Annotated in this window: 17 protein-coding genes and 1 pseudogene; 14 read left to right on the forward strand and 4 right to left on the reverse strand. The window is 44.6% G+C overall.

The window, feature by feature from the left end; all coding sequences use genetic code 11:
- Positions 1-134: pseudogene (locus AB840_RS18290) on the forward strand (transposase); the annotation flags it as partial.
- Positions 135-345: 211 nt separating this feature from the next.
- On the opposite strand, the gene AB840_RS09175 reads toward AB840_RS18290, so the two are convergent.
- Entirely contained in the window at positions 346-1,323 is a 978-nt protein-coding gene (locus tag AB840_RS09175) for an HlyD family secretion protein (RefSeq protein WP_048514542.1), read from the reverse strand.
- Positions 1,320-1,925, reverse strand: a complete 606-nt coding sequence (locus tag AB840_RS09180; RefSeq protein WP_048514543.1) for a TetR/AcrR family transcriptional regulator — start codon at positions 1,923-1,925, stop codon at positions 1,320-1,322. The genes AB840_RS09175 and AB840_RS09180 overlap by 4 nt, the downstream gene beginning before the upstream one ends.
- A 271-nt stretch (positions 1,926-2,196) precedes the next feature.
- On the opposite strand from AB840_RS09180, the gene AB840_RS09185 reads away from it, so the two are divergent.
- Together AB840_RS09185 and AB840_RS09190 are read left to right on the forward strand one after the other, a co-directional pair.
- Positions 2,197-2,877 carry a hypothetical protein gene (locus tag AB840_RS09185; RefSeq protein WP_236684556.1) on the forward strand — a complete coding sequence of 227 codons (681 nt, stop codon included), beginning with the start codon at positions 2,197-2,199 and terminating at the stop codon, positions 2,875-2,877.
- Between the two features lie 19 nt (positions 2,878-2,896).
- Entirely contained in the window at positions 2,897-3,934 is a 1,038-nt protein-coding gene (locus tag AB840_RS09190; RefSeq protein WP_048514545.1) for a threonine aldolase family protein, read from the forward strand.
- Between the two features lie 116 nt (positions 3,935-4,050).
- Here AB840_RS09190 and AB840_RS09195 read toward each other — a convergent pair whose 3' ends face one another.
- Positions 4,051-5,709: an acetolactate synthase large subunit gene (locus AB840_RS09195; RefSeq protein WP_048514546.1), complete on the reverse strand. Its 1,659-nt coding sequence runs from the start codon at positions 5,707-5,709 to the stop codon at positions 4,051-4,053.
- Positions 5,710-6,113: 404 nt separating this feature from the next.
- On the opposite strand from AB840_RS09195, the gene AB840_RS09200 reads away from it, so the two are divergent.
- The 5 genes from AB840_RS09200 (at position 6,114) to AB840_RS09220 (ending at position 8,842) form a co-directional block, all read left to right on the forward strand.
- Positions 6,114-6,560 carry a 2-thiouracil desulfurase family protein gene (locus AB840_RS09200; protein WP_048514547.1) on the forward strand — a complete coding sequence of 149 codons (447 nt, stop codon included), beginning with the start codon at positions 6,114-6,116 and terminating at the stop codon, positions 6,558-6,560.
- Between the two features lie 89 nt (positions 6,561-6,649).
- Positions 6,650-7,210, forward strand: coding sequence for a signal peptidase I (lepB, locus tag AB840_RS09205; protein ID WP_048514548.1), 561 nt, complete (start codon positions 6,650-6,652; stop codon positions 7,208-7,210).
- 153 nt (positions 7,211-7,363) lie between these two features.
- A complete protein-coding gene (locus AB840_RS09210) occupies positions 7,364-7,858 on the forward strand; it encodes a QueT transporter family protein (protein ID WP_048514549.1) in 495 nt (164 codons plus the stop codon).
- Positions 7,855-8,349 carry a preQ(1) synthase gene (queF, locus tag AB840_RS09215; protein WP_048514550.1) on the forward strand — a complete coding sequence of 165 codons (495 nt, stop codon included), beginning with the start codon at positions 7,855-7,857 and terminating at the stop codon, positions 8,347-8,349. The genes AB840_RS09210 and queF overlap by 4 nt, the downstream gene beginning before the upstream one ends.
- Positions 8,350-8,455: 106 nt before the next feature.
- Entirely contained in the window at positions 8,456-8,842 is a 387-nt protein-coding gene (locus AB840_RS09220; RefSeq protein WP_048514551.1) for a hypothetical protein, read from the forward strand.
- A gap of 49 nt (positions 8,843-8,891) precedes the next feature.
- Here the strand turns inward: AB840_RS09220 and AB840_RS09225 are convergent, their stop codons facing one another.
- Entirely contained in the window at positions 8,892-9,998 is a 1,107-nt protein-coding gene (locus tag AB840_RS09225; RefSeq protein WP_048514552.1) for an acyltransferase, read from the reverse strand.
- Positions 9,999-10,123: 125 nt separating this feature from the next.
- On the opposite strand from AB840_RS09225, the gene AB840_RS09230 reads away from it, so the two are divergent.
- Genes AB840_RS09230 through folK form a run of 6 tightly spaced genes read left to right on the forward strand, consistent with a single transcriptional unit; the run spans position 10,124 to position 13,383 of the window.
- Complete coding sequence (locus AB840_RS09230; RefSeq protein ID WP_048514553.1) at positions 10,124-10,627, forward strand: hypothetical protein; 504 nt, start codon at positions 10,124-10,126, stop codon at positions 10,625-10,627.
- A gap of 50 nt (positions 10,628-10,677) precedes the next feature.
- On the forward strand, positions 10,678-11,076 hold the full coding sequence (locus AB840_RS09235; RefSeq protein WP_048514554.1) for a DUF3592 domain-containing protein: 399 nt from the start codon (positions 10,678-10,680) through the stop codon (positions 11,074-11,076).
- Between the two features lie 10 nt (positions 11,077-11,086).
- Complete coding sequence (folE, locus tag AB840_RS09240) at positions 11,087-11,689, forward strand: GTP cyclohydrolase I (protein WP_048514555.1); 603 nt, start codon at positions 11,087-11,089, stop codon at positions 11,687-11,689.
- Positions 11,679-12,515 carry a dihydropteroate synthase gene (folP, locus tag AB840_RS09245; protein ID WP_048514556.1) on the forward strand — a complete coding sequence of 279 codons (837 nt, stop codon included), beginning with the start codon at positions 11,679-11,681 and terminating at the stop codon, positions 12,513-12,515. Before folE ends, folP begins: the two co-directional genes overlap by 11 nt.
- A 35-nt stretch (positions 12,516-12,550) precedes the next feature.
- The gene (folB, locus tag AB840_RS09250) at positions 12,551-12,910 is read left to right on the forward strand and encodes a dihydroneopterin aldolase (protein ID WP_048514557.1); all 360 of its coding nucleotides are present in this window, start codon (positions 12,551-12,553) and stop codon (positions 12,908-12,910) included.
- Positions 12,907-13,383: a 2-amino-4-hydroxy-6-hydroxymethyldihydropteridine diphosphokinase gene (folK, locus tag AB840_RS09255; RefSeq protein WP_048514558.1), complete on the forward strand. Its 477-nt coding sequence runs from the start codon at positions 12,907-12,909 to the stop codon at positions 13,381-13,383. Before folB ends, folK begins: the two co-directional genes overlap by 4 nt.
- The last annotated feature ends 24 nt before the right edge of the window (positions 13,384-13,407 follow it).

A 13,407-nucleotide genomic window follows, 5' to 3' on the forward strand; every position in this document is an offset into this window, starting at 1 on the left:
ATCGCGTGGAAGTAGAACGAGCTTTCAGTTTAGCGAAACGTCGGTTTGGCCTTACTCAAATCAGAACCTATCTGAAAGAAACGACACAGAGTGTAATAGCGCTGTCTATTTTGGCACTGAACCTGGGAAAACTCCAGGCTATTCAGTGTACGCCAATTTTATTTTACCTACAGGTACTACTGTGGAAGGTAAAACGGGCCTTAAAATGGCTGCCGTGTCAAAAAGTGGCTTTTGTGCAGTAGACATTAAATAGTACCTCTTGGGATCTTTAGATTTACGTCATTCACGGCGATGAATTTCCCGAAGCAGCAGGTTAAGTTTTTAGTTTCAATTACGATGTCGGATTTATTCATGGAAAATCACATCCGCTGGCATGCCGGGTTTCATAATTCCGTCTCTGTTGTCAATAGCGACCTTGACGTAAAATACAAGATTGGCCCGTTCGTTTTTTGTAATGCTCTGACGCGGAGTATATTCCGCCTTATCGCTGATTTCCTTTATATGACCGGTAAAGGCCTGGCTGGGGAGCGCATCAATCCGGACCGTGGCTTTTTGACCGACGGCAAGCGTTCCCAGCTCCGATGAAGATACGTAGACCTTGACCCAGCAGTCTGACATATCGGCGACAGTGGCAATGGGTGAGCCGGCGTTTACATATTCTCCCGGCTCAAAATTTTTAGTAAGAATAAATCCGTCCAGAGGGCAGTAAACCGTCAGGTCTTGTACCGCTTCTTGTGACATATCAATAACTGCCTGCTGACGTGTTACTTCTTCCTGGGCACTTTGTACTTCTTCATAACGAGGTCCGTTTTGCAGCAGTAACTCTTGCTCAGAAGCGGCGTTGAGCTGTGCTTCGGCTGACTTGCGAGCCGTGACGGCATCGTCATAAGCGGATGCCGCAATGGCACCGTACGTTACAAGTGCCTGGCTGCGGCTATAGTCACGCTGGGCTTTATCATAGGCGCTCTGTGCGGCAGCGGTATTGGCTGCGGCCGCGCGGATTTCTTCTGACCGACTGCCATTTTCCAACTTTAGCAGGTTTGTTTTAGCTTGGGCATACGCTGCTTTATCCCGGAGCAGCGCGGCTTCTAAGTCTTTCCGGTCCAGTATGGCGACAACGTCGCCTTGATGAATGGCGTCACCTTCTTTTACGCGAAGATTTTTGATATAGCCGCTGGTTTTGGGGCTGATATCAGCGGTCGTGACTTCTATCGTACCCGTACGTATTCTGGCTTCCCGCTGCTGCTGCCGGTACTGATATAATGCTGCCAGAATAATAGCGATAAGCAATATAAGAATAAGTACAAGTTTCATACGGTTCATGGATGCGGCCTCCTTTCGATTCCCGTAAGGAAAATTTCCACGGCTTGTTTCATATACGTATCCTCCTGTTCTGTTTCTTTTTCCGGGCCAATAATTTGAGAGTGGATATTATGTGTCAAGTAATAGAAATTGGCCACGCCAACGAGAAGGATAACTGCCGGTCGGACTGCTAATTCTTCGCGGAATAGCCCTTGGCTAATGCCCCGGGTCAGTGTCTCAGATAAAATGCGGTAGAGCTGGGGACCTATTTTTTCTGGAAGCATGTTATGCTGTTCGGCAGGATCACTTAATTCCCGGCAAATGATGTTGAGAAGAAGAGGATTTTCTGCGTGAATTTTCTCCATGGCTGCCGCGTAACGACGAATAACATCGCGGGGATCCAATGCGGCAAGATCCGGCACTATAAATTCTTTGAGGGCAGATATCTGACTCATGAAGGCAGCTTCATATAATTGATGCTTACTGCCGAAATAATAGGAAATCATAGCACTGTTCGTATGAGCTTTATCCGCAATTTGGCGGATAGATACTTTATTGTAGCCGTATTCACCAAATAATTCGACAGCGGCTTGCAGCAGTGCTTCCTTAGGAATGTGTTCCATTCATAAATACCTCCTGGTGACGTTGTTAATCAAATGATTTAATCAAATGATTAATTAAGATTATACGGTAGAAAAAGAACTTTTACAAGAAGTAAAGATAATTAAATAGAGCATATGCAAAATTTATATGTGAAAGAAGACAGAATGATTTCTTGGTTTAGTTCTTTCCAAGCAGGACCGCCGCGATGAATTGACTTTGACACGGATGTATAAATATTATAAAATGACAGTAACATGTTTTGGATACAGGAATACGCTCTGTGCATACGAGGTGACGAGATTGAAAGCAAAATCTGTAGTGGCGCTGACTGCCGTTTTATTGATCATAGGGACGGCTGCGATGGCGAAGGAAAAAGGGACGCCTGTAAAGTTCCCTAATTGGGGTGTGATTACGGTGCCTGACGATTTGTATATGGAACAGGGCAGGCAGCCCATGGTGACGGCCCAGGACTACGACAATGATATGGTGTCTATGTTGGAAACAATTTATCCTTTGGAACCGGAGACCTATCAATTGGTGAAAAAAAATGACGCGTCTTTTCAATATGGATATCTTCTTCATTACAGTGCCAGCATTTGGGAGGTAGAAGCTGCCATTGAGCGTCAGGATAAAGAAAATTCCTATTTGCGGGATATTGGAAGCAGACCTGAGCTAAATACACTTGTGCTTCATGCCAATGAGAAAATGTCGACCGATTTACCCAGGGGATTTCGTGTTGTGAAACCGCTGACGGCAAAAAAAATAAAAGACCGGCAATTTTATGAGGGAACCATAGCGCGCAGCTTGATTATTAATCAGAACAGTTTTACGGAACTGATTCGAATTATTGCATGGCAGCACGGCAATTCTGTTGAAATAGCTGTTATTATGGGCAATACAGCAGATGGTAACGAACTGCCCGACAGTGTTGCGGCAATGTTTGAGAATGCTGAAAAAATGCCTAAAAAATGAGTGGAAATGAGGAAAAAGAATGATACGTTTTGAATGTGATTATCTTGAAGGCGCTCCGGTGCAGGTTTTAGAGGCTATTGCAAAGGCTAATTTAGAGCAACATCCAGGATATGGCTTTGATCCCCATTCAGATCATGCGAAGGATTTGATACGCCAGGCCTGCCGGTCCCCGCAGGCCGGTGTGTATTTTTTGGTTGGCGGAACACAGGCGAACCTGATCGTTCTTGCCGCAGGACTCAAACCGTATCAGGGCGTGATTGCTCCGCAGACCTCGCATATCTTTAACCATGAAACCGGTGCCATTGAAGCAACCGGTCATAAAATTCTTTCCGTAGAGACTAAGGACGGAAAGTTGACGGCACAGCAGGTGAAGGAGGTCTGCCGGTCATACTGGAATGAAACGCACAAGCTCTTTTTTGTACAGCCCGGCATGGTATATGTTTCGCAGACCACAGAAGTTGGCACAATGTATAGTAAAGCGGAACTGGCAGCGATTTATGACGTATGTAAAGAGTATCATATGAAGCTTTTTGTTGACGGAGCCAGACTGGGATATGCGCTGGAAGCACCCGGAAGTGATATGACGCTGGCTGATCTGCCGCAGCTCTGCAGCGTTTTTACCATCGGCGGCACAAAACAAGGAGCGCTTTTTGGTGAAGCCGTTGTTGTTATGGATGATGAACTTTCGCGCGAATTCCCATATCATATCAAACAGCGCGGCGGATTGATGGCAAAAGGGTGGCTTCTGGGCGTTCAGTATGAAGCGCTTTTTACGGATGATTTGTATTTAAAGCTGGCCAAACATGCCGCGGATTTGGCTGTGAAGGTACATGATGGGCTGAAGTCTGCCGGATTTGATTTTTATTTTGACCATATGACGAACCAGCAATTGCCTGTATTGACCCAGGCTCAATTTGAAGCACTCAGCAGAGAGTATTCCTTTGACCTTTTTGCGGCATTGCCAGATGGCCGTATTGCAGCCAGAATTTGTACTTCCTGGGCTACTAAACAAGAGGATGTAGAGAAATTGCTGTCGGATTTGAAAAAATTGAAATAGCGGCAGGTGTCGTTCCGGAAATAGGTGATTTTGTATCGTGTTATATTGAAAAAAACTATCGGCTGCACCTATAAGGTGACCGATAGTTTTTTTATGATGTACGTTAGTCGGTAAATTTATAATTCATTCATCAATTTTTCCAGTCGTTTTGTAAGCTTCATATTTTCGCTGTAGTCGATGGGGCAGTCGATGATGACAGATGTATCTTGTTTGAAGGCTTTTTTCAGTGTCGGCAGCAGCTCCTCTGCTTGGGCTATGCGATATCCTATGGCACCGACACTTTCGGCAAATTTTACGAAGTCGGGATTGGTAAAGTCTACATATTCGTGATGTCCATATTGCATGTCCTGCTTCCATTTAATAAGGCCGTAGCTCTGATCATTAAAAATCAGCGTAACGAAATGGGTGCCCAGACGATGCGCCGTTTCAAATTCCTGACAATTCATCATAAAACCGGCATCGCCTGTAATTGCCAGGACTTGCTTTTCAGGATGAATTAATTTTGCCGCAATAGCGCCGGGGACGGCAATACCCATCGTGGCAAAGCCGTTGGAAATGATGCAGGTATTTGGTTTGTAGCAATTATAATGCCGGGCGATCCATACCTTGTTGGCACCGACGTCAGAAATGACGATATCATCGGGACCCATCACCTTGCGGCAGTCAATCAGTGCTTTTTGCGGTTTTACTGGAAACGACATGTTTTCGGCATAGCTTTCATGTTCGATAACCATCCGCTGACGGATATCAAGCGCAAATTTTGGTTCTTGCAGCCGCGCGGCTTTAGCCATGATGCGTGACAGGGAATCGGGAATATTGCCTATTACTTCTACCTCAGGCTGATAGTTTTTGTTAATGTCTGCAGGCATCGTGTCAATATGAATGATATCGGCATTGCCTATATGCCATTTGGCCGGTGCGTATTCAATAATATCGTAGCCGACGGCAATGACGAGACTGGCCTTTTCCAGTACTTTTGTCTGATAATCATCCATAGGAATGCCTACTGTCCAAAGAGAGTATTTGTTATTGAAAGGAATGGCACCCTTGGACATCATTGTATTGATGACAGGAAGCTTCAGTTTTTCAGCAAATTTTGTCAGCATTTCTGAGGCCTGACTGCGAATTACGCTGCTGCCGGCGAGGATCACTGGATTTTTAGCATAGGAGATCATGGCGGCTGCTTTTTCAATTTGAGAGGTCAGTGCTGTTTCCGGCAAGATGGACTTGTGCTGCAGCGGCTTTTCATCCTCGCCGACAGGCATTTGGCTGATATTTACAGGTAAATCAATAAACGTAGCGCCTGGCTTTTCCCGTTCGGCATATTTAAAGGCAAGTCGTGTGATTTCTGCCATAGTATCAGGCCGGACGACCGTGTAAGCGCGGCGTGTGATAGGTTCAAACATGGCCCGCAGATCTAAATATTGATGCGCTGTAATGTGCATTTTATCGGTGCCTACTTGTCCGGAAATTGCCACAAGGGGCGCACCGTCACAGTCGGCATCGGCAACGCCCGTGATCAGATTTGTGGCACCTGGGCCGAGAGTCGCCATGCAGACTCCGGCTTTGCCGGTCAGGCGTCCGTAAATATCGGCCATAAAGGCAGCGCCCTGTTCATGGCGGACCGTAATAAATTCGATCTTGGATCGGGACAAGGCTTCCATAATTGCCAGATTTTCTTCACCGGGAATACCGAATATATAATGGACGCCTTCTTCTTCCAGGCAGTCAACTAATAAATCAGCGGTATTGCGTGGGTGTTTTGTTTCAGTCATAATATCTCCTCTAATCATAAACGTATTCAGGTGAAATCGATCATCTGTTCCGTATTATAGTATGTGAAATGTTTTTTTTCAATTTCATTATACGGAATTTAATATAATATTAATCTTTTGTTTGATAAAGAAAAAAGATGAAAAATGTATTAAAATAGCATATAACAGCTGATTATAACGATTTTAAACAACGTTTATGTGGTAAAAATAATTTTGTAATAAGAAAAACGATTTTAAAATACGAAACAAAAATGGTTTTATTAGAGCAATAAAAATGTATGCTGCAAATGTACGGGAATCAAAACAAAAAAATAACGTGTATTGACTTGAGAAATAATATAGTGCAAAGATAGATATTGACGTTACGCTGGATATAGAAAGCAAATGTACAAGGAGGGCCATATATGAATGTATTAATTAGTGCCTGTCTGTTGGGGCAGGCGTGCCGGTACGATGGCAAGACAAAAGAATATGCCGCAATACATGAATTGCAGAAAAAGCAGCATATCTGCTGGATTCCTATTTGCCCTGAGCAGGCCGGAGGGCTGCCGACCCCTCGGGATCCGGCTGAGCGTCGCAGGGGCGATGTGATCACCAGCAAGGGAGCGGACGTGACTGCGCAATATCAGCAGGGAGCCTGCCAGACGCTGCGGCTGGCACAGATGTTTCAATGTGCTTATGCCGTATTAAAAGAAAAAAGCCCGTCCTGTGGCTGCGGGAAAATTTATGATGGCACTTTTACGAGAACGCTGACCGATGGGGACGGAGTGACTGCGGAAGTATTAAAAAAAAATGGCATTGTTGTTCTGGGAGAATCCGGCCCTTTTGATGTATTGCGGAAAGACGGCTGATTTTTGGCGTTAGTGAAAAACGGGAACAGGTACCTTGCTTTTACCTCCTGTGTTTGTTAAAATAAGTGAGTACGTAAGGAGGTTTTTAAGTGAGCACATTTTTACATGAAATATACGAATGGCTGTATTCAATCATTATTGCTTTGGCAATTGCTTTAGTTATTCATATTTTCTTTTTTCAACCAACCCGTGTTTCCGGTGAATCGATGGTACCGACGCTGCATAACGGAGAATACCTTATCGTTTCCAAATGGAATCATGTAATGGGAGAGGTGCCGAATTATGGTGATATTGTCATTATCGACAGCCGTGTCCAATATCCACGGACGTGGAAGGATGATGTGACTGAGCCGATGAATAATTATTTGGCATTCTTTGATCATGACCTGCAGACGAAAAATATCTGGGTCAAGAGAGTTATCGGCCGGCCCGGGGACACGCTGGCGTTTCATGACGGCAAGGTTTGGCGCAATGGGGAGGCCTTGGATGAAACGTATATTAATGAACCGATGACCTACAGCCGTAAGGACGAGATCAAAATTCCTGAAGGCTATGTATTCTGTATGGGAGATAACCGCAATCACAGCAGTGACAGCCGTTTTATTGGACCTGTGCCGATTGACCATGTTTTGGGTAAGGTTATTTGGTGAGTCGTACTGTTGGATCAAAAATGAATAGAAATAGAGACAGTTCGTAATCCATCCTGTCGGTAAACAAAACTAGGAAGCTGTACACGGTATGTACGCAAACGGGTTTGTTTTGGATAAACCCGTTTTTTTTGTATAGAAAAGGAGGTGGCGCTGATGTATAATTTTTTGGCCAATACCAAACGCATGACTATTTCCAGTATGGTTATTGCACTATATGTAGCCGTACTTTATGTAACGCAGGGAATTTCTTTTGGAGCCTATCAAATTCGAATTGCGACAGCATTATACGCATTGGCGTTTTTGTACCCCTTCCTGGTAGTACCCTTGGGAATCGCTAATCTGATTGCGAATTTCCTTTTTGGCGGCTTGGGGCCATTAGATATGGCCGGCGGCTGCTTTGTCGGCATGACGGCGGCATGGGCTATCGTTCAGATCCGCACGCAAGGCTGGAATGTATGGCTGACAGCCCTGCCTATTTGGCTGGTGCCATCCTTTTTCGTCAGTATGTGGCTGTCTTATCTGCTGCATCTGCCATACTGGACATTGGCTGCCAGCTTGTCGGTTGGACAGCTGCCGCCGGCAATCTGCGGCGTGTTTCTTATTCATGCGCTGGTTAAAACATATAGTTATCATAAGGAGGGCATATGAGTCGCAGTAATGAAGAACTGCAGGGGATTTCCGCTCTGGGCAGTCAGCATACGCAGTATAAGCAGGACTACGATCCGGCATTACTGGAAGTGTTTCCCAACAAACATCCCGGACGGGATTATTTTGTTAAATTTAATTGTCCTGAATTTACGAGTCTTTGCCCTAAGACTGGGCAGCCTGATTATGCGACCATTTATATTTCCTATGTACCGGAGCTGCGGATGGTGGAAAGCAAATCCTTGAAGCTGTATTTATTCAGTTTCAGAAATCATGGTGATTTTCATGAAGATTGCGTCAATAATATCATGGATGATCTTATTCACCTGATGAACCCCAAATATATTGAGGTGTGGGGGAAATTCCTTCCGCGCGGTGGAATCAGCATTGATCCGTACTGCAATTATGGTAGAAAGGGGACTCCGTGGGAGGAGGTGGCATGGCAGCGATTAGCTCGCCACGATATGTATCCGGAACAGATAGATAACAGATGAAAACAGAAAAATAAATAATCATCCTTCTGACGGTCTCGGATTACTTCTTTTTTCTTTTTTTTCATGGTATAATGACTTTAAACATGATACTAAAGGTGGTGCTTCCATGAAGGCTAAAAAGATACTGGTCACGTTAGGCCTGACATTGGCTATTTCGGCAACGGTATTTGCTGCAAAAGAAACTACGTGGCAATATAACCAATATACAACGATTGATATGAGCTCTGCTAAGGTTTCTTATGACAGAGGCATGACGATCCTTACTTTTGAAACAGTCGAAAAGGCCGGGGATACGACAGATTACTGTACGTATGTGTATAACGTGGATGATCAGACTATTCAGCTCAAAGAAATGGTTACGAAGACAAAGAAAAGCAAGTATAAGAGCAGTTTCTATCCGGAATCGATCAAAGACGGCAATAACGTTATTAAAGCGCGTGCCCGCATGGCCAATGATGTACTGGAAAAAGTGCAGCAAAAACAAAAAGGATAAATTAAAACGGTCCCCTGCAGACAGGGGGCCGTTTTTCGTGGCAGAGGCATTATTTACCCTTTAGGCAGATCGTAATCCAGTGAGGTAAGTTCGCTTTATTGATCAAGGCCGCATAGCCTGCTGACAGGATGGTAACGATACCATAGATAATGATGATGTGTATGGCGCGGAGATACAGATGAAAATGAGCTGCCAGTCCCGTGCACAGGCTGAGAAATATGGGATGAACGAGATAAATGGGGTAGGAATAGTTGCCAAGCATGTTGAATAGTCGATGGATGAAAGACGGTACAGGACGACATTCCCACCAATACAGAAGAAAAAGCATAGTCGATACGGTATACGCCATGCCGATGGGACTGAGCTGATGGATGGTAAATACAGCGGATAACGGATCATATTGAAGATAATACATAATGCCGTAATAGGCTGCCAGCATGCCGGCGGTTGTTACTGCCTGGAAGATATTGATCAGCAGAGCATGATGAGATATCCAGTCGGTAATAGTCTGAAAGTGTTCCGCCGTAAATGCGCCGAACATGAAGATGAATACGTAATGCAAGACGATGTAGTTCAGGCGGTAATTAAAAGCATCCTGAAGGAGTGGGCTGGGACTGTGAAGCGTCCAAATATAGCTGGAATAAAAATTGAAAACCATATTGACTGCAAATAAAAGCGAGAAGGAGAACCATGGTTTTCGGCTCATAACGCGCAGCAGCGGCCGCCACAAAGGCATCAGCAGATAAAACCAAAGCAGAATTACGAGAAAGTAGATATGATACATTGCCAAGCCATACCATAAGGTTTTGATAAAGGAGTAAGGCTGAAACAAATTAAAATTATGGCTGAGGATGGAGACATATACCATATAAAATAACGACCAGGTAATATACGGAATAAAGACAGTCCGCAGCCGACGTTTCAAATACTCCGTATAAATGAAAGGCTGCTGCAGCGGCTGGCTGTAAAACATGCCGAAAGCAGACAGAAAGAAAAAGGCCGGAACGGAAAAGCGGGACAAAATTTCCAGCACGGCGACAAGCCCCAGATTAGGAGATGGATTAACAATGGCTACAGAGCCGATATGGATAGCAATAACCCCCAGCATGCATAGGCCGCGCATATAATTAATAGAATGAATAAATCGTTTTGACATCTGACACCTCTAAAGATACAATAAGATATATGAAATATATAGTACTGCCGTAAATAAGAAAATTTCATAGCGGCAACATATTTATTATACCAAATTTTATACAGTTAGGCAGGTAAAAATAACTGATGAATACGGATAGAACAAAAAAAATATCCCGTACGGGATTGCTATTGGCGGCGACGCTTATTTTACAGGGACTGCGGCTTTTTTTACCTATGCCGCCTCAAATCAGTATGTTTCTTATAGGGGCGCTGGTGAATGCGTGCTTAGTCATTGCTGTTCTTCATGTGGGGTGGCGTGCTGGTATCGTTGTGGCTTGTGTGACACCTGTGTTTGCATGGCTGGAGGGCATGCTGCCCTTTATGCCTTTTATATTTCCCGTAGCGGCCGGCAATACTGCTTTTATTATGGCGATATGGATATTGAAAAAATATGGCCTTCCCGGTGTATGCGGTGCCGCTGTTATTAAAGCAGCCGCTATATACGGCGCATTTTATATGCTTTTTGGCTGTGTTACCTTTCCGGACGCAGTACGGCATATGATTCTTTTGGTTATGAGCTGGCCGCAAATCGTGACGGCAATTATTGGCGGCCTGCTGGGATATGTTATTATTAAACGGATTCAATAATTTATGCAAGGGCCGGATACTGTGTGACGGCCTATATGGAGGAATATGAAATGCCTTTCTTTTATTACGTACCAGCGGCTCTCGGCACTGTTTTCATTATAGTCGGCGCATATCATGGCTGGAAATTACGTTCTTTGACACGTAGGTGCACTATCCCGGCAACAGGAATATTGCTGGGGTTTGAAGAAAAAAAAATGAAGAGCGGCCGGCTATATTTTCCTGTTGTCCAGTTTCAGGCTGACGGTAAAAGCTATAAAGCCCGATATGGATTTGGAGATGCCGAATGGGATATTGTGGCCGGAAATTCTGTTGATTTGCGGTACAATCCCGGGAATCCGGAGGAATTTTATTTATATCACCGGCAGCGTGTGTGGCAGCAATATGCCAGCCCTTTTTTTATTATTCTAGGCGGAATTATTTTTATTGCGGCATATTACAGCGTTTTGTAAAGGAGAAGACATGACAGATACATTGAAATCTATTGAGCCTGTCAATCAAAAAGCAATTGATGCCATGGCCCAATTTCTGGAAGCGTTGGGATTGGATTTAAAGAAACTGAATATGGAAAAAACACCGTATCGGGTAGCTGCGGCATTTGGACAATTCTTTTCCGGTTTACAGGAAAATCCGGATGGCGAATGGACAGATCCTATTATTACGCATACTGACGGATTGGTGGCAGTGCGTAATATTCGCTTTCAATCTATGTGTGAACATCATCTGCTGCCGTTTTTCGGGACCGTCCATATTGCATATTATCCGAAAAACGGAAAAATTTCCGGTTTTGGACACTTTGTCAATGTGGTGGATATTTTATCACGTCGGCCGCAATTGCAGGAACGGATTACAGAGGAAATTTGTCAGTCTATCGTTCACGGTATTGCTCCACAAGGCGTTCTTGTCATTGTCAAAGCCACTCATTTATGTCTGACGATGCGCAGCCGTTTGGCTGTCGATACCAATATCGTTACGGCTGCGTCGAACGGGTGTCTCTGCCGCGGGTCAGAGCCGTATAACCAGGCCTGGAAAATGCTTATGGAGGAAACGCTTTATGGAAAATAAGATTCGCCGGTATCACTGGAAGGATGGAAAATCCTTAATTGTAGGTGAAAAAACACTGATTATGGGGATATTGAATAGTACGCCGGATTCCTTTTCAGATGGCGGCCAATGGGACCACGAGTGTTTGGCATTACGGCATATGGAGGATATGGTTCGTGATGGAGCAGACATTATTGATATTGGTGCGGAATCCACTCGTCCGGGATTTACGCCCCTTTCGGCAGAGGAAGAAATCAGCCGTCTTGAACGTATCTTGCCGCAGCTCTTGCGGGAGTGCCCTGTACCGGTTTCTGTTGATACATATAAAGCGCAGACAGCAGCGTATGCCATGGAATCAGGAGCGCATATTATCAATGACATATGGGGACTGCAGTATGAAAAGGAACCGGGACAAATGGCCGCTGTTGCGGCACAATATAAGGTTCCTGTCATCGTTATGCATAATCAAAAAGGGACAGAATATACAGATTTAATCGGCGATATCAAACACTTTTTTGAGCGGTCCGCTATGATTGCCGGTCAGGCGGGCCTGGAGGGGAAATATATCATTACGGATCCCGGCATTGGCTTTGGCAAAACAGCAGAGCAAAATCTCTATGTTATGCAGCGTTTGCGGGATCTGACAGTATTGCCGTATCCTATGCTTCTGGGCACATCACGCAAAGGATTTATAGGAAAAATATTGGACCTTCCCGTCACAGACCGCATGGAAGGTACGGGAGCTGCCTGCGTAGCCGGTGTTTTGGCCGGCTGTGCTATTATGAGGGTCCATGATGTTAAGCCTATTGCACGTATGTGTAAAATGGCAGATACATTGAAAGTATAGATAAACTGTATTTTAACAAGGGAAGAGGTGATAGAATGGATAAAATTGTATTAAAGGGAATGCGTTTTTATGGGTATCATGGCTGCTTGCCTGAAGAAACTAAAAATGGGCAGCCCTTTTATATAGATGCAGTGCTGTATCTGGATCTGTCAAATGCCGGGCAAAGTGATTTGCTTTCCGATACTGTCGATTACAGCCAGGTCTATGGACTCATCCATGAAATCGTCGAACAGAGGATATATCGGTTGATTGAACGGCTGGCCGCTGTGATTGCCGACCAGCTGATGCTTCAATTTCCTTTTAGCGGAGTGGATATAACCGTACATAAGCCGCAGGCGCCTGTAGGTGGTTCTTGTGATGATGTGTATGTCTTTGTGGAAAGAAGAAAGGTATGACTATCTATTATCTCAGCTTGGGAGCAAATCTGGGAGATAGAGAAGCTACCCTTGGCAGAGCAATCGCGCTCTTGCGTCAAAATGAACACATTACCGTTTTGAAGGTATCGTCTCTGTACAAAACACCGCCATGGGGGAAAAAGGATCAGCCTTATTTTATCAATGGCGCAGCCGCGGTTCAGACAGATATAGATGCATTGAAATTACTGGATATATGTTTGGATATCGAACGGCAGTTGGGACGGGTACGTCATGAAAAATGGGGAGCTCGGGTGATTGATATTGATATTGTGTATAGTACCGGAGTGGAATACCATACCGACCGTCTGCATATCCCGCATCCTTATGTGACGGGCCGCGCTTTTGTGCTTGTGCCTCTTCAGGAAATCGCACCGGATCTGATCATTAAGGGACAATCAGTTTCGCAATGGATTCAGGCGCTGGAGGACGTTGCTGCGATTCAAAAGATATAATATGAAATAACTGTTTTTTCAAGA

It is taken from the genome of Megasphaera cerevisiae DSM 20462 (assembly GCF_001045675.1).
Lineage (GTDB): Bacteria > Bacillota > Negativicutes > Veillonellales > Megasphaeraceae > Megasphaera > Megasphaera cerevisiae.